The organism is Streptomyces virginiae (assembly GCF_041432505.1).
Taxonomy (GTDB): Bacteria; Actinomycetota; Actinomycetes; order Streptomycetales; family Streptomycetaceae; genus Streptomyces; species Streptomyces virginiae_A.
Genome location: NZ_CP107871.1, coordinates 6,424,951 through 6,443,881 on the forward strand (window position 1 = coordinate 6,424,951; position 18,931 = coordinate 6,443,881).

The following is an 18,931-nucleotide window of genomic DNA, read 5'->3' on the forward strand; positions in this document are numbered from 1 at the left end:
GCGGGCCGTCCACGACACCGAGTGGCCCCGGCGGCGTACGGGCGGCACAGAGCCGGAAGGTCGGCGGAACAGGGTGCTCCGCCGACCTTCCGGGGTGTCACCGCAGCGGCCCTGGGCTCGGGGCCCGGTTCCAGCGCATCCGGGACCAGGGGAGCGCGAGTTCGGCCCGGTCCGTGATCCGGTGCGGGGTCAGGGAGTCGACGGCGACCGCCTCACGGTGGCGGGCGTACACGCTGTCCACGTATCGGTGGCCGGTGTCGGCGGCGATGAACACCACCGTGCGTTCCGGGGCCCGGGAGCGTTCCCACCGGGCGGCGAGGTAGCCGGCCCCGGTGGACAGGCCGGCGAACACCGCGTGCCTGCGGAGCAGGTCGACGCTGCCGGCCAGGGCGGCGTCGAAGGAGATCCAGTGCAGCGTGTCGTACGACGCGTGGTCGACGTTCCCGAACGGGATGGAACTGCCGATCCCGGCGATGATGATCTCGGGATCGGCGACGTGCTCGGCGCCGAAGGTGACACTGCCGAAGGGCTGCACGCCGACGAGTTCGACGTCGGGGGAGTCCTCCCGCAGATAGCGGGCGAGGGCTCCGGTGGAGGCGCCCGATCCGACGCCGCCGACCAGGGTCAGGCCGCCACCGTCCCCGCCCCCGTCCCCGCCCGTCGCCCGCCGGATCCGCTCCGCCACCGCCCGGTAGCCCAGGTAGTGGATGTCGTCGTGGTACTGCCGCATCCAGTGGTACTCCGGGTGCTCCGCGAGGATCTCGTGGATGCGCGCGACCCGCCGCTTCTGGTCCAGCTTCAGGTCGTCGCAGGGCTCCATCCGCTCCAGCGTCGCCCCGAGCACGGCCAGTTGGGCGCACAGCGTGCCGTCGACGGTCGTCGACCCGACGATGTGGCAGCGCATGCCGTGCCGGTGGCAGGCCAGCGCGAGGGCGTACGCGTAGATCCCGCTGGAGCTGTCCAGCAAGGTGTCCCCGCGCCGCACCGCCCCCGTGTCGAGCAGATGGCGGACCGCGGCGAGGGCCGAGACGACCTTCATGGTCTCAAAGCGCAGGCAGACGAGCCGGTCGTCGAGGCGTATCAGGTCGGGCCGGCCGATGGCCTCCGCGATGTGCTGGTCCACTCGGGAACTCCTTGGTCGGGAGGGAAGGGAAGGTCGTGAAGACGCGGGTCGCGGCGATGCCGTTGCTGTCCAGGGCCCGTACGCAGCCACGGATCCGGTCGCGCAGGCCCGGGGCGGCCGGGTCGAGGAGCAGGCCGGCCACCGCGCCGCTGTGCGCGATCTGGACCCCCAGGGTCCCGAGCCGCCGTCCGATGTCGATGAGGGTGTCGAACTCCGGGTGACGCAGCAGCTGCTGACCCTGCCGGGCGCTGGCGCTCGCTACCTGGCCGAGCAGGGCCGCGTCACCCGTGGCCACGGCCCGCCGCAGCAGGGCGCGCAGCCGCTCGAAGGCGCGTACCTCGCTCCCGCCGTACGTGGGGACCGGCAGGGCGAGGGTGTCCACGGGCGCGCCCCCGCCCAGGGCGCAGCCCACGACGACCAGCGGCGGCAGGCAGGGGCCGAGGACCTCCAGCACCCGCCCCTCGCGCTGGGCGAAGAGCACCGGGCGGGCGTCGAGCATCAGCGGGTCGCAGGCCCGTTCGGCGCGCACCGCCAGCCGGGCGACGGTGTCGGGCGCCAACCGCACCCCGTAGGCGTCCGCGACCGCGCGGACGACGGCGATGACATCGCTGGTGGAGCTGCCCATGCCGAGGCCCACCGGGATGTCGCCGGTGATCCGCAACTCCCCTCCGCAGGGCGGCTCCCGGCGCAGCCGCGCGCATTCCTCGACGGCGAGGGCCGCGGCCCGGGCGGCCTTCGTACGGTCGCCCGGCCGGACGGTGAGCCGCTCCGGCGGGGTGCCGGGACGCCGGGTGAACTCGGCCCGGCTGCCCATTCCGGTCATCGGCAGGGTGACCAGGCCGGCGCACCGGTGCCCGGTGGCGTCGAGGAAGACGCCCTGGAGGATCTCGCCGTGATGGCACGCGGCGTGCCCGGTGCCGCGGCGGGCGGGGGGCACGCTCACGGCCGCCCCGCCGTGCGGTAGCGGTACAGGGTCGTCGGGTCGGCGCTGAACTGGGAGAAGGGGAAGGGCTCGGCGGACAGCGCGGTCACCCCGGAGCCGAGGAAGGCCCGGGCCACCGCGCTGCCGCTCTGCGCGTAGACGACCAGCGGGACGCCCCGGGCGCGGCAGCGGGCGAGGACGGTGTCGAAGGAGCCGTTGCCGAGGGTCATGCCGGTGGCGACCACGGCGTCGGCCTGCTCCAGCACCGCGTGCATGTCGGTGGTGACGGGATCGCCCCACTGGGTGGCTTCGAGGTTGAAGTCGCACGGCAGCGGTACGCCGCCCCGCTCGCGGATCGCCGCGACCAGCGGGTTCACCACCCCGATGAGGCCGACCCGGGCGCCCGCGGCGACGTCCAGCAGCCCGGCGACGGCCGCGTCCCGGGCCCGGGCGCGTACCTCGGGGGTGCCGGCGGGGAGGACGACCGGCTCGGCTCCGGCGTCGCGGTGCGGGAGTTGCCCGGCCAGGTACGCGTCGAGGGCGGCGATCCGTAGCGGGCGCGGGGCCTCGCGCAGCAGGACGTCGAGCCGGGTACCCGAGGCGTCGCGGCAGATCGCCGGGTCGATCTCGCCGGCCTCGAAGGCGCAGCCGCCGAAGGCGCCGCCGAGGCGGACCAGGACGTACTGGTTGAGGTAGGTCGTGTCGCCGCCGGCCAGCCGGGTGCCGTGGTGGATCCAGAACACGCTGGTCGCCACGAGTTCGCTGGGCGACGGGCCGTGCGCACCGGCCAGTACGGATGTGATCAGGGCGTCGACGGTCGGTGCGGGTGCGGTGGTCGGGAGGCTCGTCATGACGTTCCTTGTCGAAGTGCGGGTGCGGGTGCGGGTGCGGGTACGGGTGCGGGTGCGGGGCTGTGCGTGGTGGCGTGGAGCGGGCCCCGGTAGGAGACGGCGGTCCGGCCCAGGCCGTCGGTGGTCAGTTCGGCGTCGACCTCGAAGAACCGCGCGAGGCGCTCGGCCGTGAGGACGGCGGCGGGCGTGCCGGAGGCGACCAGCCGGCCCTGGTGCATGAGCAGCAGCCGGTCGCAGTGGCGGGCGGCCAGGGTGAGGTCGTGCAGGGCGACCAGGACCGTCTGCCCGGTGCCGGCGAGCAGTTCCATGAGTTCCCACTGGTGTTTGACGTCCAGGTGGTTGGTGGGTTCGTCGAGGAGCAGCCCGTAGGGCTGCTGGGCGAACGCGCGGGCGATGTGGGCGCGCTGTCGTTCGCCGCCCGACAGGCCCTTCCAGGAGCGCCCGGCGAGCGCGGTCAGGCCGACCCGGTCCAGCGCGGCGGCGACGACCGCCCGGTCGGCGGCGTCCGGGCCGTGCCACCGGTCGCGGAAGGGGGTCCGCCCCAGCCCCACGACGTCGGCGACGCGCAGGTCGGTGTCGAATCCGGAGTCCTGCTCGACGAAGGCGACCCGGCGGGCGATCCGGCGGGCGCTCCAGTCCCGGATCGACAGGCCGTCGTAGCGCACCGTGCCCGCGTCGGGCACGCGCAGGCCGGCCAGGCAGCGCAGCAGCGAGGACTTGCCCGAGCCGTTGGGGCCGAGCAGCCCGACCGTCTCGCCCGGCGCGATGTCCAGGTCGACCCCACGGACGACGGGAGCGCCCGAGACCGACCAGCTCAGTCCTTCGGCGGTGATCCTCACAACTCACCCCTCCTGCGCAGGACGAGGAGGAACAGCGGCACGCCGAGCAGCGCGGTGATCACGCCGACCGGGATCTCACGCGGTGCGAAGGCGACCCGCGCCAGGGCGTCGGTCCACACGAGGAAGACCGCGCCCGCGAGCGCCGCGTGGGGGAGCAGCACCCGGTGCAGCGGACCGGCCAGCAGGCGCACCCCGTGCGGGACGATCAGCCCGACGAACCCGATGGCACCGACGGTGGCCACCGCCACCGAGGTCAGCACGGCCGTCACCACCAGCAGCAGCATCCGGGTGCGCCGTACGCCGATCCCCAGCGAGGCGGCGGTGTCCGCGCCGAACGCGAGGCCGTCGAGGGCGTTCGCGCACAGCCGGGCGACCACCAGCCCGAGCGGGGTGACGATCGCGCAGACCACGACGGCGTCCCAGCGGGCCGGGGCCATCGAGCCCAGCAGCCAGTGGGTGAGGGCCCGCGTGGTGTCGGCGTCGGCCGAGGCCATCAGGACGAGCGAGGTCAAGGCCGTGAAGAGCTGCCCGACGACCACACCGGTCAGGACGATGCGCCCCGAGTCCAGGCCCGTCCGGTACAGCAGCGCCAGCAGCAGGCCGAAGGAGAGCAGGGCGCCGACGAGGGCGCCGCCGGTGATCCCGAGGGTTCCGGCGGCCGCCCCGGACAGCGGCAGGACGGCCACGACGACGGCCCCGGCCGAGGCGCCGGAGGACACGCCGAGCAGGTACGGGTCGGCCAGCGCGTTGCGGGTGACGGCCTGCAGCACGGTGCCGCACACCGCGAGCGAGGCGCCGACCAGGGCCGCCATCAGCACCCGCGGCAGCCGCAGGTCCCAGACGAGCGAGTCGAGCAGCGGCGGCAGCGGTTCGACGGCCAGGCCCAGCCGGGCCCCGAGCACCCGGCCGAGGTCGCTCCATCCCACCTCGGCGCTGCCGATACGGGTGCCCGCCGCCACCGAGGCGACCAGGACGAGCACCCCGGCGAGGAGCAGCCCCGCCCGGGCCGGCCCTCCGGACCGCCCGGACCCGGCGGGTGCCGTGTGCACCGGGAACGCGCGGGCGGCGGGAAGCAGCACGTCCACCGCCCCCGGGTCAGCGGACATACCCGAGGTCCTTCATCCCCGCCGCCAGCAGCCCCAAGGCGTGCACGGAGCGTACGGAGGGGTCCAGTTCGATCCCCGGAACCTCGACGATCCTGTTCTCGCGGACCGCCGCCAGCTGGGAGACCACCGGGTCCCCGGCCATCGCGGCGCGCTTCTCGGCGGCGCTGTCGCCGGGCCGGCCGCGCTCGCTCAGGTCGCCGATCACGATGAAGTCCGGCTCGCGCCGGGCGACTTCCTCCCAGGAGACCTCCGGCCAGTCCTCGGCCACGTCGTCGAAGACGTTCTTCGCTCCGACGATCCGGCTCATCTCACCGGGCAGACCGGTCCCGCCCGCCACGTAGGGCATCCCGTTGAAGACCGAGTAGAGGTAGACGACGGTGGGCTGCCGCCCGTCCCGGGTGCCGGCCCCACGGGCCTTCTCGCCCGCCTCGGCGACGGCGGCCCGCTGTTCCTGGGCGAGCCGGCCGGCCCGTTCCTCGGCGCCGAAGGCCTTGCCGAGCCGCTCGTAGTCGGAGAAGAGCAGTTCGAAGGGGGACTTTCCGGGCTCGCCGTGCTGCGGGCAGTCCACCGCGCTGACGAAGGTGGGGACCCCCAGGGCGGCCAGTTCCTCACGGGTGCCGGCGCGGTCCTTCGTGTAGAGGTCGGCGGAGCCCGCCACCACGAAGTCGGGCGTGGCCGAGCGCAGTTGCTCACCGGTGGCGATCTTGGGGGCGATGACCGGGACCTTGGCGTAGGCCTCCTGGTACCGCGCGGGGATCCGCGTCTTGAGGTTGGCCGTTCCGGCCATCCGGTCCTGGAGCCCCAGTTCCAGCAGGGTCTCGGTCGAGGTCTGGTCCAGGGCGACGGTGCGTCGCGGTGGCCGGTCGAAGGTGAGCTGTCGCCCGCAACTGTCGAAGGCCGCCGTCCGGGCGGCGGGTTCACCCCTCGGCGCGCGGTCGTCGGTGGGGGTCGAGCAGCCCGTGGTGGCGAGGGCCAGGGTGAGGGTGAGGGCGAGGGGGATGCCGATCCGGGCGCGGTGGCGCATGGGTTCTCCGGTCTGGGACGTGCGTGGGTGTGGTCGTGCACCGGGCAGGGGTGCCGCGTTCGAAGGGTACTGTAATGGTTATCGTTTTCATTAACACCCCCGGGTCGAGGTTCGCCGAGCCGCGCCCCGGCACCTGCCGACGAATGAGGAGCACCCCACCGTGGCGACCACACCCGTGCCCGCGACGACCGAGACCGGTCCACCGCCCGCCCGTTCCGTCCTGCGCGACACCGCGTTCCTGCGCCTGTGGGCGGGAACCACCGCATCCGGGCTCGCGACCTGGGCGCTGCCCTTCGTCCTCGGCCTCGCCGTCCTGCACCGCGAACTCGGCGCGGCCGGCCTGGGACTGGTCCTCGCGGCCCGCACCGCAGGCTTCCTCGCCGCCGTCGCCGTCGGCGGGGTGCTGGCCGACCGCCACTCGCGCCGGGCCGTCGTGCTCTGGTCCGCCCTCGCTGCCGCGGCCTCGGCGCCGCTGCTCGCCCTCGGACTCGGCCGCTCCCTGCTGGTGATGACCCTGGCCGCGGCCCTCGCGGGCGCGGGCCAGGGAGCCTGCCGCCCCGCCTTCCAGGCACTCACCGCCGAGGTCGTCGCCGCCGACCACCGGCAACAGGCCAATGCCGCCATGACCATGGCGGTTCGGACCTCCACCTTGGCGGGCCCCACCCTGACGGCCCTGCTCGCGGCGTTCGTGGACGTGGGAACGCTGCTGCTGGGCATCGGACTGCTCTGGCTGGTCGCCGCACTCCTGCCGGGCCGCGGCGCCCCGGCCGCCGGATCGGTCGCCGGATCGACGGCCCCGGCCCCGCGCGCCTCCCTGCGTGCCGAGTTCGTCGACGGCATACGCGAGGCCCGCCGCCACCCCTGGTTCCTCGCCGGACTCGGCGCCCTGACCGCCGTGATCGCGCTCGGCTACTCCGCCACCGGCGTCGCCCTGCCCCTCATCAGCCGCGACCGCTACGGCACCGGCTGGGTCATGGCCGCGGCCATGACCGCGTACACCGTGGGCGCGCTCGCCGGGGCGCTGGTCACCGCCCGTCGGCGGCCCCGCTCCCAGGGCTGGAGCGCCTTCGCCGGCCTCGCCCTCTACGGTTTCGCGCCGCTGAGCCTGATGCTGCCGGTCCACCCCGCCGTGGTCATCGCCGCCTACGTCGTGGCGGGCGTCGGGATCGAGCTGTTCAACGTGCCCTGGTTCACGGCCACCCAGCGCGAGGTCGCCCCGGACAAGCTCGCCCGCGTCTCCTCGCTGGACTTCCTCCTGTCCTACGGCCTCGCCCCGGTGGGGCTCGCCCTCATCGCCCCGGCCATCGGAGCCTTCGGCGTCACCCCGGTCCTCGCCGTGTGTGCCGCGGCCTGCTTCCTGGTACCCGCCGCGGCCGCCCTCGCGCCCACCGCCCGGCACTTCGGGCGGCCCCCGGGGCCGAGGGCGCACTGAGTTCAGCGTCGCGGGCGCACCAGGGCGAAGACCGCGCCCTCCGGGTCCGCGACCGTGGCCTGCCGTCCGCGCGGGCCCTCCCGGGGCGGGTCGACGACGCGTCCGCCGAGCTCGACGACCCGGGCGGCCGCCACGTCGGTGTCCTCCACCTCGAAGTACGCCATCCAGTGCGGCCCCCGGTCGTGCGGAAGCGAGCGGCCGACACCGTGCACGGCGGCCACCGGGCTCCCCTCCAGCTGCAGGGTCAGGTAGTCGAAGTCGTCGGAGGCCGTGGCGTGCGTCTGCGCCTCGTGGCCGAAGACGTGCTCGTAGAACTTCCCGACCGTCGAGGTGTCCTGGGTGACCAGCTCGTTCCACACGGGGGTGCCCGGCCCGCGGTACGGCCGGGTGCCCATGAGGCTCTGCGCCTGCCACAGCCCGAAGATCGCACCCAGCGGGTCGGAGCAGATCGCCACCCGCCCCGCGATACCGGCGTCCAGCGGACCCACCGCGACCGTGCCCCCGCAGGCGCGGACCGACTCGGCGGTCGCGTCGGCGTCGTCGGTGGCGAGGTACGTCGTCCAGGCCACCGGAAGATGCCGGTCCGGCGGCATCTCGCCGATCCCGGCCACCTCGTGGCCGTCCAGCACGGCGCGGACGTACGGGCCGAGCTGCTCGGGTCCGGGTTCGTACTCCCAGCCGAACAGGTCGGCGTAGAAGTCCTCGGTGGTCCCGAGGCCGTGCACCATGAGGCTCACCCAGCACGGGGTACCGGGCGTGCGCCGGGTTGGTTCCGCTGCCTCGGTCATGTCAGCCGTCTCCTCCGTCGTGGCGCTTACCGGTGCTGATGCTTCCACTCCCGGCGGCTCGGCGCGCCCCGACCGGGCCGCATAAATGCGGCCCGGCACGGAGTTGACCGGATCGGTTCGGCCCGTCGATGACGGCGCTGTTACGCCCGTGACGGGCGGGGAGGAAGATGGCCGGCATGACTGCGAAATCTGTGATCGTCGCCGCCGCCGAACTGAGGAACGAGCTGGCGGGCCCCCGCCCGCCGGTGCTGCTGGACGTCCGCTGGCAGCTCGGCGGCCCTGACCAGCGGCCCGCCTACGAGGCAGGACACCTGCCCGGGGCGGTGTACGTCGACCTCGACCGCGAACTGGCAGGTCCGCCCGGGGCGGGCGGCCGCCACCCGCTGCCGGACCCGGAGGCCTTCGGCGAAGCCATGCGGAGGGCGGGCGTCAGGGCGGACGGGCCCGTCGTCGTGTACGACGGCGGACTGGGCTGGGCGGCGGCCCGGGCGTGGTGGTTGCTGCGCTGGACGGGTCACCCGAACGTGCGGGTCCTCGACGGCGGCTTGGCCGCCTGGACGGCTGCCGGCGGCGCGGTGACGGCCGATCGGGTGACTTCCGTCGAGGGCGATTTCAAGCCAACTCCGGGGGCGGTCGGACTGCTGGACGCCGACGCGGCGGCTCTGCGCGCGCGTGCGGGGGTGCTCCTGGACGCCCGCGCGGGGGAGCGCTACCGGGGCGAGGTCGAACCGATCGACCCGGTCGGCGGCCACATCCCGGGCGCGCTGTCGGCCCCGACCACGGAGAACGTCGGTCCGGACGGGCGCTTCCTGCCGGCGGACGTCCTGCGCACCCGGTTCGAGGCGCTCGGCGCGTCCGAGGGGACCGCGGTGGGCGTGTACTGCGGCTCGGGGGTCTCCGGGGCGCACGAGGTACTGGCCCTGGAAGTGGCCGGCATCGAGTCCGACCTCTACGCGGGCAGTTGGTCCGAATGGTCCGGCGACCCGGCCCGCCCGGTGGCCACGGGCCCGGACCCCCAGTAGGTCGAACCGCCGCCGGGCTGGACCCGGCGGCGGTTCTCACGCGGCTCCCGCCGCTACTCCTGCTTCTTGCGGCGGGTGCCGAAGACGATCTCGTCCCAGCTCGGTACCGCCGCCCGGCGCCCGGGGCGGACCCCGTCGGCCTCGGCCTGGCGGTCGGTGGTACCCGTCAGGCGGTCCCGGTGGCCCGCCACCGTGCGCGGCATCAGGACGTCGGCGTACGCGGCGCCCGCGCCCGCCGAGGCGGCGGGTGCCGGCGGCTCCTCCGCCTCCGGTTCGGTGTCGTCGGGGGTCTCGGTGCGGTCCGGGACCACCATGTCGCCGCGGAAGCTCGGGACCGCCTCCAGCAGGCTGGTGAGGGTGTCCCGTTCCTCCTCCGGCTCCGGTACGGGCGCCGGTCGGGGCTCGACCCGCTCCAGCTGCCGGTCCAGGGCACGGTCCAGCGGCCGGTCGCGCGGCAGCCGGGCGATCCTCGGTACGAACGGGAAGCTCGGCTCCGGCGCCGCCGGCAGGTCCTCCGACTCACCGATCAGGGAGCGGGCCTCGTCGTCCACGGCCACGACCAGGCGGCGCGGCGGGTCATAGGTCCAGCTCGCCGAGTGCGGTTCGCCCGCGACCCGGTAGACGAGCAGGACCTCCCAGGTGCCGTCGTCGCGACGCCAGGAGTCCCACTGGACGGACTCCTTCTCGGCCCCGCGCAGGCCGAGGCGCTCCTGCACGGCCTCGCCGAGCTGCGGACCGGTGTTCTCACCGGGACGGCGTACGGGCGTCTTGCGGGCGCGCTCGGCCATGAACGCGCGCTCGGCGAGCACCGGGCCCTCGAAGCGGCGTACGCGGTCGACGGGGATGCCGGCGAGTTGAGCGACCTCCTCCGCGGAGGCACCGGCCCGTATGCGGGCCTGGATGTCGCGGGGGCGGAGGTGGCTCTCCACCTCGATCTCGATCTGGTTCAGACGCGCGCGATCGTTGCGGACGGCGGCTCGGAGCCGCTCGTCGATCGGAAGCGTGTACTCCGTGCTGTCCGCAGCCTTGAGCACCAGTCGTGTGCCGTCATTGGAGACGGCCACGACACGCAGTTCGGGCATGGGGACCTCCCGGGTGGTGCCTGCCGACGTCACGTGCGTCGCTGCTTCCGCTAGTCGAGTGTGGCCTGCCCGGGTGCAGCCTGCCACAACCTTGCCGAGTTAAACCGGCGTGTCGGGCATGCGCCCTTGATCGCCGTTATGGCACGGTTACCTGTTGGGCACGCACAGTGACCGAACGGTTACTGTGCGCAGCAGGCGCCCGTGCAATACCGCGGCATCACCGGTCTTTGAGTGCCGTGTTCCATCCGTCGGCCCCCTCTCCCGAGTCCGGACATCCGAAAGGAAGGACGGCCCCAGGGCTCGCCACAGTACTCCATTCGGGCCACCTGGGTGGACCGCCGCGCCGCCGAACTTTCCCCGGACGGCGGGAGTTGGCCTGCCCTCGATCGGGTCCGACCTGCGCCCGTGGTCCGTTTTCGGGTGTCTTGCTTCACATAATCACCAGAAACGGAACTATCTGCTTCGCTCAGCGGTCGGTAACTCCTGGAAGAGGAGAAGCGCGAGAGGCAGGACACACCGGGTATGGCGAGGGGTCAGGAAGCGACGCGGGACGCCGAGGACGAGCCGGAGACGAAGAAGCTCGACCTGAGCGCGGCCCAGGTCGCCGGTTCCTCCCTCGCCACCGTCGCGGCGGCCCTGCTCGCCTCGAAGATGGGCGTCTACGGGACCATCCTCGGGGCCGGTGTGGTCAGCGTCGTCGCCACCGCGGGCGGGCCGGTCATCCAGCACCTCTTCCGGCGCACCGGCGACCAGTTGCGCGCCGGAGCCCGGCCCAGGGGTCGTCAGGTGCCCCCGCCCGGCCCGGAGTCGAAGGCGACGGACAGTGCGGCCACGGGGGTGGCCACCGGCGAGTTCGGCGAGGCCACGGTGCACGGCACCCGGGTGCGCGGGTGGAAACGGACCGCGGTCGCCTCCGGCGTGGCCTTCGCCGTCGCCATCGGCGGACTCGGTACCTACGAGGCCATGGCCGGCACCTCCGTCAGCGACGGCGGCGGCACGCTCTTCTCCGGCGGCACCCGCAAGGTCGGCCCGGACCGACCGACCCCACCCCACCAGGAGCCGGGCGCCGAGGAGAAGAACGGCGAGGAAAGGGGCGGGCGGACGCCCGGGCCGGGAACGTCCCCGAGCCCCTCGTCCTCGTCCTCGTCGGGAGGTCGGAGCCCGAGCCCCGGGCCGAGCCCCTCCGGCTCCGGGAGGCCCGACGCCTCCACGGACCCGACGCCCGGTGCCTCCCCGTCCAAGGAGACCCCGAGTGCGTCACCGCCCCCCACGCCGCCGGCCCCGACGACCGGCCCGGACGCCTCGCAACCGGCGGCGCGGCAGAGCGTGCCCTGACACCGGACCGACTCAGTCCCCCAGGACGCGCCGCAGGTAGTCGTTGCCGAAGACCCGGTCGGGGTCCAGGCGGTCGCGCAGCGCGAGGAACTCGCCGAAACGCGGGTAGGCCTCCGCGAAGTACCCGGCGTCCCGCGTGTGCACCTTGCCCCAGTGCGGACGGCCGCCGTGCGCGGTGAAGATGGCCTCGGCCGCGGTGAAGTAGGCGTGGTACGGGGTGTTCTTGTACATGTGCACCGCGATGTACGCCGTGTCGCGCCCGGAGGCCGTCGACAGCGTGATGTCGTCCGCCGGGGCCGTCCGCACCTCCACGGGGAAGCTGATCCGCAGCCCCGAGCGGTCGACCATCGCCCGCAGCTCCCGCAGCGCCTCGACGACCTGCCCGCGCGGGAGGGCGTACTCCATCTCCACGAAGCGCACCCGGCGGGGGCTGGTGAACACCTTGTACGGGATGTCCGTGTAGGTGCGCGCCGACAGGGCGCGGCTGGCCACCCGGGCGATGGAGGGGATGGTGGCCGGGACCGCGCGCCCCAGCGAGTTGACGGCCTGGAAGAGGCCGTTGGAGAGCAACTCGTCCTCGATCCAGGCGCTCACCGGTCCGGGCGGGGCGGCGGGGCCCTGGCTGCGGTTGTTCCGCTTGGTGTTGCAGTTGCCGGTGTGCGGGAACCAGTAGAACTCGAAGTGCTCGTTCTCCGCGAAGTGTTCCTCGAACTCCGCCGTCACCCGGTCGAACCCCATCGGTTCCTCCCGGGCGGTCAGGAAGAAGATCGGCTCCACGGCGAAGGTGATCGCGGTGACGATGCCGAGCGCGCCGATGCCGAGCCGGGCCGCCGCGAAGACCTCGGGATTCTCCTTCTCGGAGCAGGTCAGCAGCCGACCGTCGGCGGTGACCAGTTCCAGGCCGCGGATCTGGGCGGCGATGGAGGCCGAGTCGCGGCCGGTGCCGTGGGTGCCGGTGCTGGTGGCGCCGGACACCGTCTGCTCCATGATGTCGCCCATGTTGGTGAGCGACAGGCCCGCCGCGGCGAGGGCCTGGTTCAGGTCCTTCAGGACCGTGCCGGCCGCCACCGTGACGGTGCCCGCGGCCCGGTCGATCGACCGGATCCCGGCCAGGGCCTGCGGGCGTACGAGCACCCCGTCGGTCGCGGCGGCCGCGGTGAAGGAGTGGCCGGTGCCGACCGCCTTCACCCGCAGCCCGTCCTCGGCCGCCCGGCGGACCGTCTCCTGGAGTTCCCCGACCGAGGCAGGAGTCACCGTGCGGGCCGGTGTGGCGGTGATGTTGCCCGCCCAGTTATGCCACGCGGTCCGTTCCTTGCTGCTCTGCCCTGCTGTCGCCGTCCCCATCGATTGCTGGCACCTCCCCTTGCGCCGGCCTCGTCAGCCGGCGGTATCCCGCGAACGCAACCGCCGCCGCGGCCACTCCCGCCGAGACGGAGACGACGTACCCGGTCTGCGCCCCGGCTGTGTCGACGACCCAGCCGGTCACGGAGGACCCGACCGCGATTCCGACCGCGAGGCCGGTGCTGATCCAGGTCATGCCCTCGGTCAGCTTCGCGTGTGGCACGTGCGCCTCGATCAGGGCCATCGTGGTGATCATCGTGGGAGCGATGGCGAGGCCTGAGACGAAGAGCGCCACGGCCAGAAACGGAAGGTTCCCGGCCAGTAGGAGGGGGATCATACTCACGGCCATCGCACTGATGCCCAGGATCCAGCGAGGTTCGGCCTTGCCTTTGAAGTGCAACAGGCCGAAGACGATGCCCGCCAGGCAGGATCCGAACGCCCAGATCGCCAGGAACACCCCACCGAGGGACTTGTCGCCGTGCTCCGCGGCGAAGGCCAGCGTGGCCACGTCCACGGAGCCGAAGATCGCGCCGGTCGCGACGAAGGTCGCCACCAGGACCTGGAGCCCGGGGGAGCGCAGCGCCGAGGAGCGGTCGGTGTGCTCCTCGTGGGGATGCGGCTTCGGCTCGGTGGCGGTCAGGGCCGTCAGCCACCACACGCCCGTCAGCAGGAAGACGAGGGCGACCACCGGGCCGGCCTCGGGGAACCAGCCGGCCGAGAGGGTCGCGGCCAGCGGCGGGCCGATGATGAAGCAGAGCTCGTCGACGATCGACTCGAACGAGTAGGCCGTGTGCAACTGGGGGGTGTCGCGGAACAGCGCCGTCCAGCGGGCCCGGACCATCGATCCGACGCTGGGCACGCACCCGGCGACGACGGCGAAGGGGAAGAGGGTCCAGCTCGGCCAGCCGTTCGCCGCGGCGATCAGCAGACCGGTCACCGCGGCGGCCGCGACCAGGGTGGCCGGGCGCAGCACCCGACGCTGTCCGTACTGGTCCACCAGCCGCGAGACCTGCGGGCCCACGGCCGCGGCGGAGAGCGCGATGGTGCCGGTGAGCGCGCCGGCGAGGCCGTAGCTGCCGCCCAGTTCGGTGATCATCGTGAGGACACCGATGCCCACCATGGACAGCGGCATCCGGCCCAGCAGGCCGGCGGCTGTGAACCCCTTGGTGCCGGGGGTCGCGAATATCGCGCGGTAGGGACTGGGCAAGGTGGTGCCCTCCGTAAGGGACGTGGTCGGCTCACACAGATTACGTCTGCCGACAAGGCGCCCGCATGGGGAAAATACCGACAGGAAGTAAGGGTGACCTTACCTGCTGTCCGAGGTGTGGGACGGGCCGGGTCCGTTGTCCGGGTGCGGGCGCCGGGTGGCAGGATTCGAGGCATGTCAGACCAGCTCCGTGCCCCCGACGGCGGCTCCGCCGCCCCTTACGACGCCCTCCTGCTGCTGTCCTTCGGCGGCCCCGAGGGACCGGACGACGTCGTGCCCTTCCTGGAGAACGTCACGCGCGGGCGCGGTATCCCGCGCGAGCGGCTCAAGGAGGTCGGACAGCACTACTTCGGGTTCGGCGGGGTCAGCCCGATCAACGGGCAGAACCGCGAGCTGCTGGACGCGCTGCGGGGGGACTTCGCCGGGCACGGGCTGGACCTGCCGGTCTACTGGGGCAACCGGAACTGGGCCCCGTACCTGACCGACGTCATGCGGGAGATGGCCGCCGACGGACGCCGCCGCATCGCCGTGCTCGCGACCAGCGCGTACGCCTCGTACTCGGGCTGCCGCCAGTACCGCGAGAACCTCGCCGACGCGCTGGCCACGCTCGCCGAGGAGGGGGTGGAACTGCCGCGGGTCGACAAGCTGCGGCACTACTTCAACCACCCCGGCTTCGTGGAACCCATGATCGACGGGGTGCTGGCCTCGCTCGCCGAGCTGCCCGAGAAGGTGCGCTCCGGCGCGCACCTCGCCTTCACCACCCACTCCATCCCGACCGCCGCGGCGGACACCTCCGGTCCGATCGAGGACCACACCGAGGACGGTGAGGGCGGGGCGTACGTCAAGCAGCACCTCGACGTCGCCAAGGTGATCGCGGACGAGGTGGCCGCACGCACCGGGACCGCGCACACCTGGGAGCTCGTCTACCAGTCCCGCAGCGGCGCCCCGCACATCCCGTGGCTGGAGCCGGACATCTGCGACCACCTGGAGACCCTGCACGCCGCCGGCGCGCCCGCCGTCGTCATGGTGCCCATCGGCTTCGTCTCCGACCACATGGAAGTCCTCTACGACCTGGACACCGAGGCCACCGCGAAGGCGGCCGAGCTGGGCCTGCCCGTGCGGCGCTCGGCGACCGTCGGCGCCGATCCGCGCTTCGCGGGGGCGGTACGGGAGCTGGTGCTGGAGCGGGCCGCCAAGGAACGCGGGGAGCCGGCGGCGGAGTGCTGGGTCGGCACCCTGGGGCAGAGTCATGACCTGTGCGCGGTGGGCTGCTGCCCGGCGCGGGGCCCCCGGCCTGCGGCCGCGGGCGTGGACAGTCCGTACGCGTAGGAAGTGGGACCGTGATCTCTGACGAGCTGAAGGCCGAACTGCTGGACGTGGGCCTGGAGGCCGCCCGACAGGCCGGAGCCCTGCTGCGCGACGGCCGCCCGGCCGACCTGGCCGTGGCGGCGACGAAGACCAGCCCCATCGACGTGGTGACCGAGATGGACATCGCGGCGGAGAAGCTGATCACCGGCATCCTCGCCGAGCGGCGGCCCGAGGACGGGCTGCTGGGCGAGGAGGGCGCGGACACCCCGGGGACGAGCGGGGTGCGCTGGGTCGTCGACCCGCTGGACGGCACCGTGAACTACCTCTACGGGCTCCCGAGCTGGGGCGTGTCCATCGCGGCCGAGTACGGAGGCGAGACCGTGGTGGGCGTCGTGGCGGCCCCGATGCGCGGGGAGACCTACCACGCGGTCCTCGGCGGCGGCGCGTGGCTGGGTACGACCCCCCTCGCCTGCCGGCCGGCGGCGCCGCTGGACCAGGCGCTGCTGGGGACCGGATTCGCGTACGTGCAGACCCGACGGGCCCACCAGGCCGAGGTCGTGGCGCGGATCATCCCGCTGGTGCGGGACATCCGGCGGGGCGGCTCGGCGGCGCTGGACCTGTGCGACGTGGCCGCCGGACGGCTGGACGGGTACTACGAGCGGGGACTGAACCCGTGGGACCTGGCCGCCGGTGACCTGATCGCCCGGGAGGCCGGAGCCCTGACCGGGGGCCGTCCCGGTGAGCCGGCCTCGGGCGAGCTGACCCTGGCCGCCACGCCGGCCGTGTTCGCCTCGCTGCAGCCGCTGCTGGAGGAGTCCGGCGCCTGGCACGACTGAAAGCACGTGGACCCCGGCCGCCCACTGGGGCGCCCGGGGTCCACGTCGTGCGGAGGTCGTGCGGAAGCCGAGTTCGTTCGGAACCGCGTACGAGTCGTGCGGGAGCCGTGCGGGAGTCGTGCGAGTACGGCGGGCCGGCCGATCGGGGGATCAGCAGGCGGGTACGGCGGCCGAGACGGGGACACCGTGCTCGGCGGCCAGGCGCTGGAGATCCTCCAGCTCCGCCAGTTCCACTTCCGCGAGGAAGTCGTCGCCCGTCTCGCGGGCGTGCCTGAGGTCCGACTGCGTGTTCCTGATGCGCTGCAGGAGACCCGCGGTGAATGCGTCCATGGTGGGTTCGCCCCCTCTTCGTGGGTCGGCGGCGGCGTGGCTGTCCGCCGTCAGGGAGTGGATGGGGTGTGATCTCGTCCTCCCCTGCGCCCTGGTCCCAGAAACCTCGGCAGGCCAGGGAATCCTCACTTCCGCCCCGTCAGCCCCTCCACGAGCCGCCTTACAGCCGGTTTACGGCCGAAACGTGCAGGATGGGCGACGCAATACACGTGTGCCCTTCTGGGCTCGGAGGAAGGAAACGACGTGCGCGTACTCGTCGTCGAGGACGAGCAGCTGCTCGCCGATGCGGTGGCCACCGGACTACGCCGGGAGGCCATGGCCGTGGACGTCGTGTACGACGGCGCCGCCGCCCTGGAGCGGGTCGGCGTGAACGACTACGACGTGGTCGTGCTCGACCGGGACCTCCCGCTCGTGCACGGTGACGACGTGTGCCGGAAGATCGTCGAGCTCGGCATGCCCACCCGCGTGCTGATGCTGACCGCCTCCGGCGACGTCAGCGACCGGGTGGAGGGCCTGGAGCTCGGCGCGGACGACTACCTGCCCAAGCCCTTCGCCTTCACCGAGCTGACCGCCCGCGTGCGGGCCCTCGGGCGGCGCACCACGGTCGCGCTGCCGCCCGTACTGGAGCGGGCCGGCATCAAGCTGGACCCGAACCGGCGGGAGGTGTTCCGCGAGGGCAAGGAGGTCCAGCTGGCGCCCAAGGAGTTCGCGGTGCTGGAGGTGCTCATGCGCAGCGAGGGGACCGTCGTCTCCGCCGAGCAGCTGCTGGAGAAGGCCTGGGACGAGAACACCGACCCCTTCACCAACGTCGTGCGGGTGACCGTGATGACCCTGCGTCGCAAGCTGGGTGAGCCGCCCGTCATCGTGACCGTGCCCGGTTCCGGATACCGGATCTGATGCGCGTGGCAACCACCCCGGCGCCACCGGCTGCGCCACCGAAACCGACATGGGACCCCGGCCAGCCCGAGGGTCCCTTCCCGTGGCTGCGGCCGACCATCCGGATACGACTCACGCTGCTGTACGGCGGGATGTTCCTGATCGCGGGGATCCTGCTGCTGTCGATCATCTACCTGCTGGCGGCGCAGGCCCTGCGTGAGGGCAACGCGCTCATGTACGAGATCGTCGGCGGCCAGAACGTCAAGGTCACCAGCCCCACCTGCCCCGTGGTGAGCATCAACCAGTCCTACGACGAGTTCAACTCGGCCATGAAGGCGTGCGCGCTGGAGCAGCGCCGCCACGCGCTGGACGACCTGCTGAGCCGCTCCCTGATGGCCCTGCTCGGCCTGAGCATCATCGCCTTCGCCTTCGGCTACGCGATGGCCGGCCGGGTGCTCTCGCCGCTGGGCAAGATCACCCGGACCGCCCGCCGCGTGGTCGGCTCCGACCTGACCCGGCGGATCGAGCTGGACGGGCCGGACGACGAGCTCAAGGAGCTCGCCGACACGTTCGACGAGATGCTGGACCGGCTGGAGCGGGCCTTCACGGCCCAGCAGAGGTTCGTCGCGAACGCCTCGCACGAGCTGCGGACCCCGCTCGCGATCAACCGGACCCTGCTGGAGGTCCACCTCTCCGACCCGGGGGCTCCCGTCGAGCTCCAGCAGCTCGGGAAGACCCTGCTCGCCACCAACGAGCGCAGCGAGCAGCTGGTCGAGGGCCTGCTGCTGCTGGCCCGCAGCGAGAACCAGATCGTCGAGCGCAAACCCGTGGACCTGGCGGAGGTCGCGTCGCGCGCCGTCGATCAGGTGCGCGGCGAGGCCGAGGCGAAGGGAGTGGAGATCCGCGGCGAGCGCGCGCCGGCCGTCGTCCAGGGCAACGGGGTACTGCTGGAGCGGATCGCCCTGAACCTGGTGCAGAACGCCGTCCGGTACAACGTGCCGGAGGACGGCTGGGTGGAGGTCGTCACCGAGGCACAGCACGATCAGGCGGTCCTCCTGGTATCGAACACGGGTCCCGTTGTTCCCGCGTACGAGGTGGACAACCTCTTCGAGCCCTTCAGGCGGCTGCGTACGGAGCGCACGGGCAGCGACAAGGGTGTCGGACTGGGTCTGTCGATCGCGCGCTCCGTGGCGCGCGCACACGGCGGCAGGATCCAGGCGATGCCCCGGGAAGGCGGTGGCCTCGTGATGCGTGTCACTCTTCCCTTGTGAGACCCCGGCCTCGTGTTCGCTTTTGGCTGAATGCTTGCCCTGTGAAAACAACCGGTCCTGTGTGATCGATCACAGTGGCCGGTGTCGGGCCATGTGCGTTCGGTGACCCCGGCACGGCCGGAAAGCCCGGGAAGTCCGGGTTTCCGGCCCCTCGTATGGCGGGAAATACACGGGGTGGCGTTTGTGCATGACGGCCCTCGGACCGTGTACGGTCCCGCTCGTCATCCCAGCCAATCGT

At 73.1% G+C, this 18,931-nt stretch carries 18 protein-coding genes; 7 read left to right on the forward strand and 11 right to left on the reverse strand.

Annotation, left to right across the window (positions count from 1 at the left end):
- Positions 1–97: 97 nt before the first annotated feature.
- From OG624_RS29920 to OG624_RS29945, 6 genes are read right to left on the reverse strand one after another with little or no spacing between them, the layout of a single operon-like run.
- Positions 98–1,123, reverse strand: a complete 1,026-nt coding sequence (locus OG624_RS29920) for a pyridoxal-phosphate dependent enzyme (protein ID WP_371640005.1) — start codon at positions 1,121–1,123, stop codon at positions 98–100.
- The gene (locus tag OG624_RS29925; RefSeq protein ID WP_033217511.1) at positions 1,044–2,066 is read right to left on the reverse strand and encodes a GHMP family kinase ATP-binding protein; all 1,023 of its coding nucleotides are present in this window, start codon (positions 2,064–2,066) and stop codon (positions 1,044–1,046) included. Before OG624_RS29925 ends, OG624_RS29920 begins: the two co-directional genes overlap by 80 nt.
- Positions 2,063–2,896 carry a Rossmann-like domain-containing protein gene (locus tag OG624_RS29930; RefSeq protein ID WP_033217513.1) on the reverse strand — a complete coding sequence of 278 codons (834 nt, stop codon included), beginning with the start codon at positions 2,894–2,896 and terminating at the stop codon, positions 2,063–2,065. The genes OG624_RS29925 and OG624_RS29930 overlap by 4 nt, the downstream gene beginning before the upstream one ends.
- Entirely contained in the window at positions 2,893–3,735 is an 843-nt protein-coding gene (locus OG624_RS29935) for an ABC transporter ATP-binding protein (RefSeq protein WP_371640007.1), read from the reverse strand. Before OG624_RS29935 ends, OG624_RS29930 begins: the two co-directional genes overlap by 4 nt.
- Positions 3,732–4,841, reverse strand: coding sequence for a FecCD family ABC transporter permease (locus tag OG624_RS29940; RefSeq protein WP_371640008.1), 1,110 nt, complete (start codon positions 4,839–4,841; stop codon positions 3,732–3,734). The genes OG624_RS29935 and OG624_RS29940 overlap by 4 nt, the downstream gene beginning before the upstream one ends.
- Positions 4,831–5,865 (reverse strand): ABC transporter substrate-binding protein, encoded by a 1,035-nt coding sequence (locus OG624_RS29945; RefSeq protein ID WP_033217514.1) that lies wholly within the window; start codon positions 5,863–5,865, stop codon positions 4,831–4,833. Before OG624_RS29945 ends, OG624_RS29940 begins: the two co-directional genes overlap by 11 nt.
- Positions 5,866–6,025: 160 nt before the next feature.
- Here OG624_RS29945 and OG624_RS29950 point away from each other — a divergent pair, with 160 nt between their 5' ends.
- Positions 6,026–7,297: an MFS transporter gene (locus OG624_RS29950; protein WP_033217516.1), complete on the forward strand. Its 1,272-nt coding sequence runs from the start codon at positions 6,026–6,028 to the stop codon at positions 7,295–7,297.
- A 2-nt stretch (positions 7,298–7,299) separates the two neighbouring features.
- On the opposite strand, the gene OG624_RS29955 is transcribed toward OG624_RS29950, so the two are convergent.
- Positions 7,300–8,085 carry a VOC family protein gene (locus tag OG624_RS29955; protein WP_033217518.1) on the reverse strand — a complete coding sequence of 262 codons (786 nt, stop codon included), beginning with the start codon at positions 8,083–8,085 and terminating at the stop codon, positions 7,300–7,302.
- Positions 8,086–8,261: 176 nt separating this feature from the next.
- On the opposite strand from OG624_RS29955, the gene OG624_RS29960 reads away from it, so the two are divergent.
- Positions 8,262–9,107, forward strand: a complete 846-nt coding sequence (locus OG624_RS29960; RefSeq protein ID WP_033217520.1) for a sulfurtransferase — start codon at positions 8,262–8,264, stop codon at positions 9,105–9,107.
- A gap of 53 nt (positions 9,108–9,160) precedes the next feature.
- Here the strand turns inward: OG624_RS29960 and sepH are convergent, their stop codons facing one another.
- On the reverse strand, positions 9,161–10,189 hold the full coding sequence (sepH, locus tag OG624_RS29965; RefSeq protein ID WP_030713170.1) for a septation protein SepH: 1,029 nt from the start codon (positions 10,187–10,189) through the stop codon (positions 9,161–9,163).
- 522 nt (positions 10,190–10,711) lie between these two features.
- Here sepH and OG624_RS29970 point away from each other — a divergent pair.
- Positions 10,712–11,524: a hypothetical protein gene (locus tag OG624_RS29970; RefSeq protein ID WP_033217524.1), complete on the forward strand. Its 813-nt coding sequence runs from the start codon at positions 10,712–10,714 to the stop codon at positions 11,522–11,524.
- A 12-nt stretch (positions 11,525–11,536) separates the two neighbouring features.
- Here OG624_RS29970 and OG624_RS29975 read toward each other — a convergent pair whose 3' ends face one another.
- Positions 11,537–12,868 (reverse strand): D-arabinono-1,4-lactone oxidase, encoded by a 1,332-nt coding sequence (locus OG624_RS29975; RefSeq protein WP_161293189.1) that lies wholly within the window; start codon positions 12,866–12,868, stop codon positions 11,537–11,539.
- A complete protein-coding gene (locus OG624_RS29980) occupies positions 12,816–14,072 on the reverse strand; it encodes an MFS transporter (RefSeq protein WP_033217528.1) in 1,257 nt (418 codons plus the stop codon). Before OG624_RS29980 ends, OG624_RS29975 begins: the two co-directional genes overlap by 53 nt.
- A 174-nt stretch (positions 14,073–14,246) precedes the next feature.
- Between OG624_RS29980 and OG624_RS29985 the strand changes: the two genes are divergently transcribed.
- Together OG624_RS29985 and OG624_RS29990 are read left to right on the forward strand one after the other, a co-directional pair.
- A complete protein-coding gene (locus tag OG624_RS29985) occupies positions 14,247–15,401 on the forward strand; it encodes a ferrochelatase (protein WP_033217530.1) in 1,155 nt (384 codons plus the stop codon).
- An 11-nt stretch (positions 15,402–15,412) separates the two neighbouring features.
- The gene (locus OG624_RS29990; RefSeq protein WP_371588612.1) at positions 15,413–16,216 is read left to right on the forward strand and encodes an inositol monophosphatase family protein; all 804 of its coding nucleotides are present in this window, start codon (positions 15,413–15,415) and stop codon (positions 16,214–16,216) included.
- Between the two features lie 150 nt (positions 16,217–16,366).
- Here OG624_RS29990 and OG624_RS29995 read toward each other — a convergent pair whose 3' ends face one another.
- Positions 16,367–16,546, reverse strand: a complete 180-nt coding sequence (locus OG624_RS29995; protein WP_030713155.1) for a hypothetical protein — start codon at positions 16,544–16,546, stop codon at positions 16,367–16,369.
- A gap of 243 nt (positions 16,547–16,789) precedes the next feature.
- On the opposite strand from OG624_RS29995, the gene OG624_RS30000 reads away from it, so the two are divergent.
- Positions 16,790–17,443 carry a response regulator transcription factor gene (locus OG624_RS30000; protein ID WP_030008767.1) on the forward strand — a complete coding sequence of 218 codons (654 nt, stop codon included), beginning with the start codon at positions 16,790–16,792 and terminating at the stop codon, positions 17,441–17,443.
- A gap of 5 nt (positions 17,444–17,448) precedes the next feature.
- Positions 17,449–18,693 (forward strand): sensor histidine kinase, encoded by a 1,245-nt coding sequence (locus OG624_RS30005; protein ID WP_030713153.1) that lies wholly within the window; start codon positions 17,449–17,451, stop codon positions 18,691–18,693.
- The last annotated feature ends 238 nt before the right edge of the window (positions 18,694–18,931 follow it).

Coding starts and splice junctions, on each gene's coding strand:
- sepH (WP_030713170.1), bottom strand. CDS start 10,189: ATGCCCGAACTGCGTGTCGTGGCCGTCTCCAATGACGGCACACGACTG.
- OG624_RS29960 (WP_033217520.1), top strand. CDS start 8,262: ATGACTGCGAAATCTGTGATCGTCGCCGCCGCCGAACTGAGGAACGAG.
- OG624_RS29955 (WP_033217518.1), bottom strand. CDS start 8,085: ATGACCGAGGCAGCGGAACCAACCCGGCGCACGCCCGGTACCCCGTGC.
- OG624_RS29945 (WP_033217514.1), bottom strand. CDS start 5,865: ATGCGCCACCGCGCCCGGATCGGCATCCCCCTCGCCCTCACCCTCACC.
- OG624_RS29940 (WP_371640008.1), bottom strand. CDS start 4,841: ATGTCCGCTGACCCGGGGGCGGTGGACGTGCTGCTTCCCGCCGCCCGC.
- OG624_RS29930 (WP_033217513.1), bottom strand. CDS start 2,896: ATGACGAGCCTCCCGACCACCGCACCCGCACCGACCGTCGACGCCCTG.
- OG624_RS29995 (WP_030713155.1), bottom strand. CDS start 16,546: ATGGACGCATTCACCGCGGGTCTCCTGCAGCGCATCAGGAACACGCAG.
- OG624_RS29975 (WP_161293189.1), bottom strand. CDS start 12,868: ATGGGGACGGCGACAGCAGGGCAGAGCAGCAAGGAACGGACCGCGTGG.
- OG624_RS29985 (WP_033217530.1), top strand. CDS start 14,247: ATGTCAGACCAGCTCCGTGCCCCCGACGGCGGCTCCGCCGCCCCTTAC.
- OG624_RS29970 (WP_033217524.1), top strand. CDS start 10,712: ATGGCGAGGGGTCAGGAAGCGACGCGGGACGCCGAGGACGAGCCGGAG.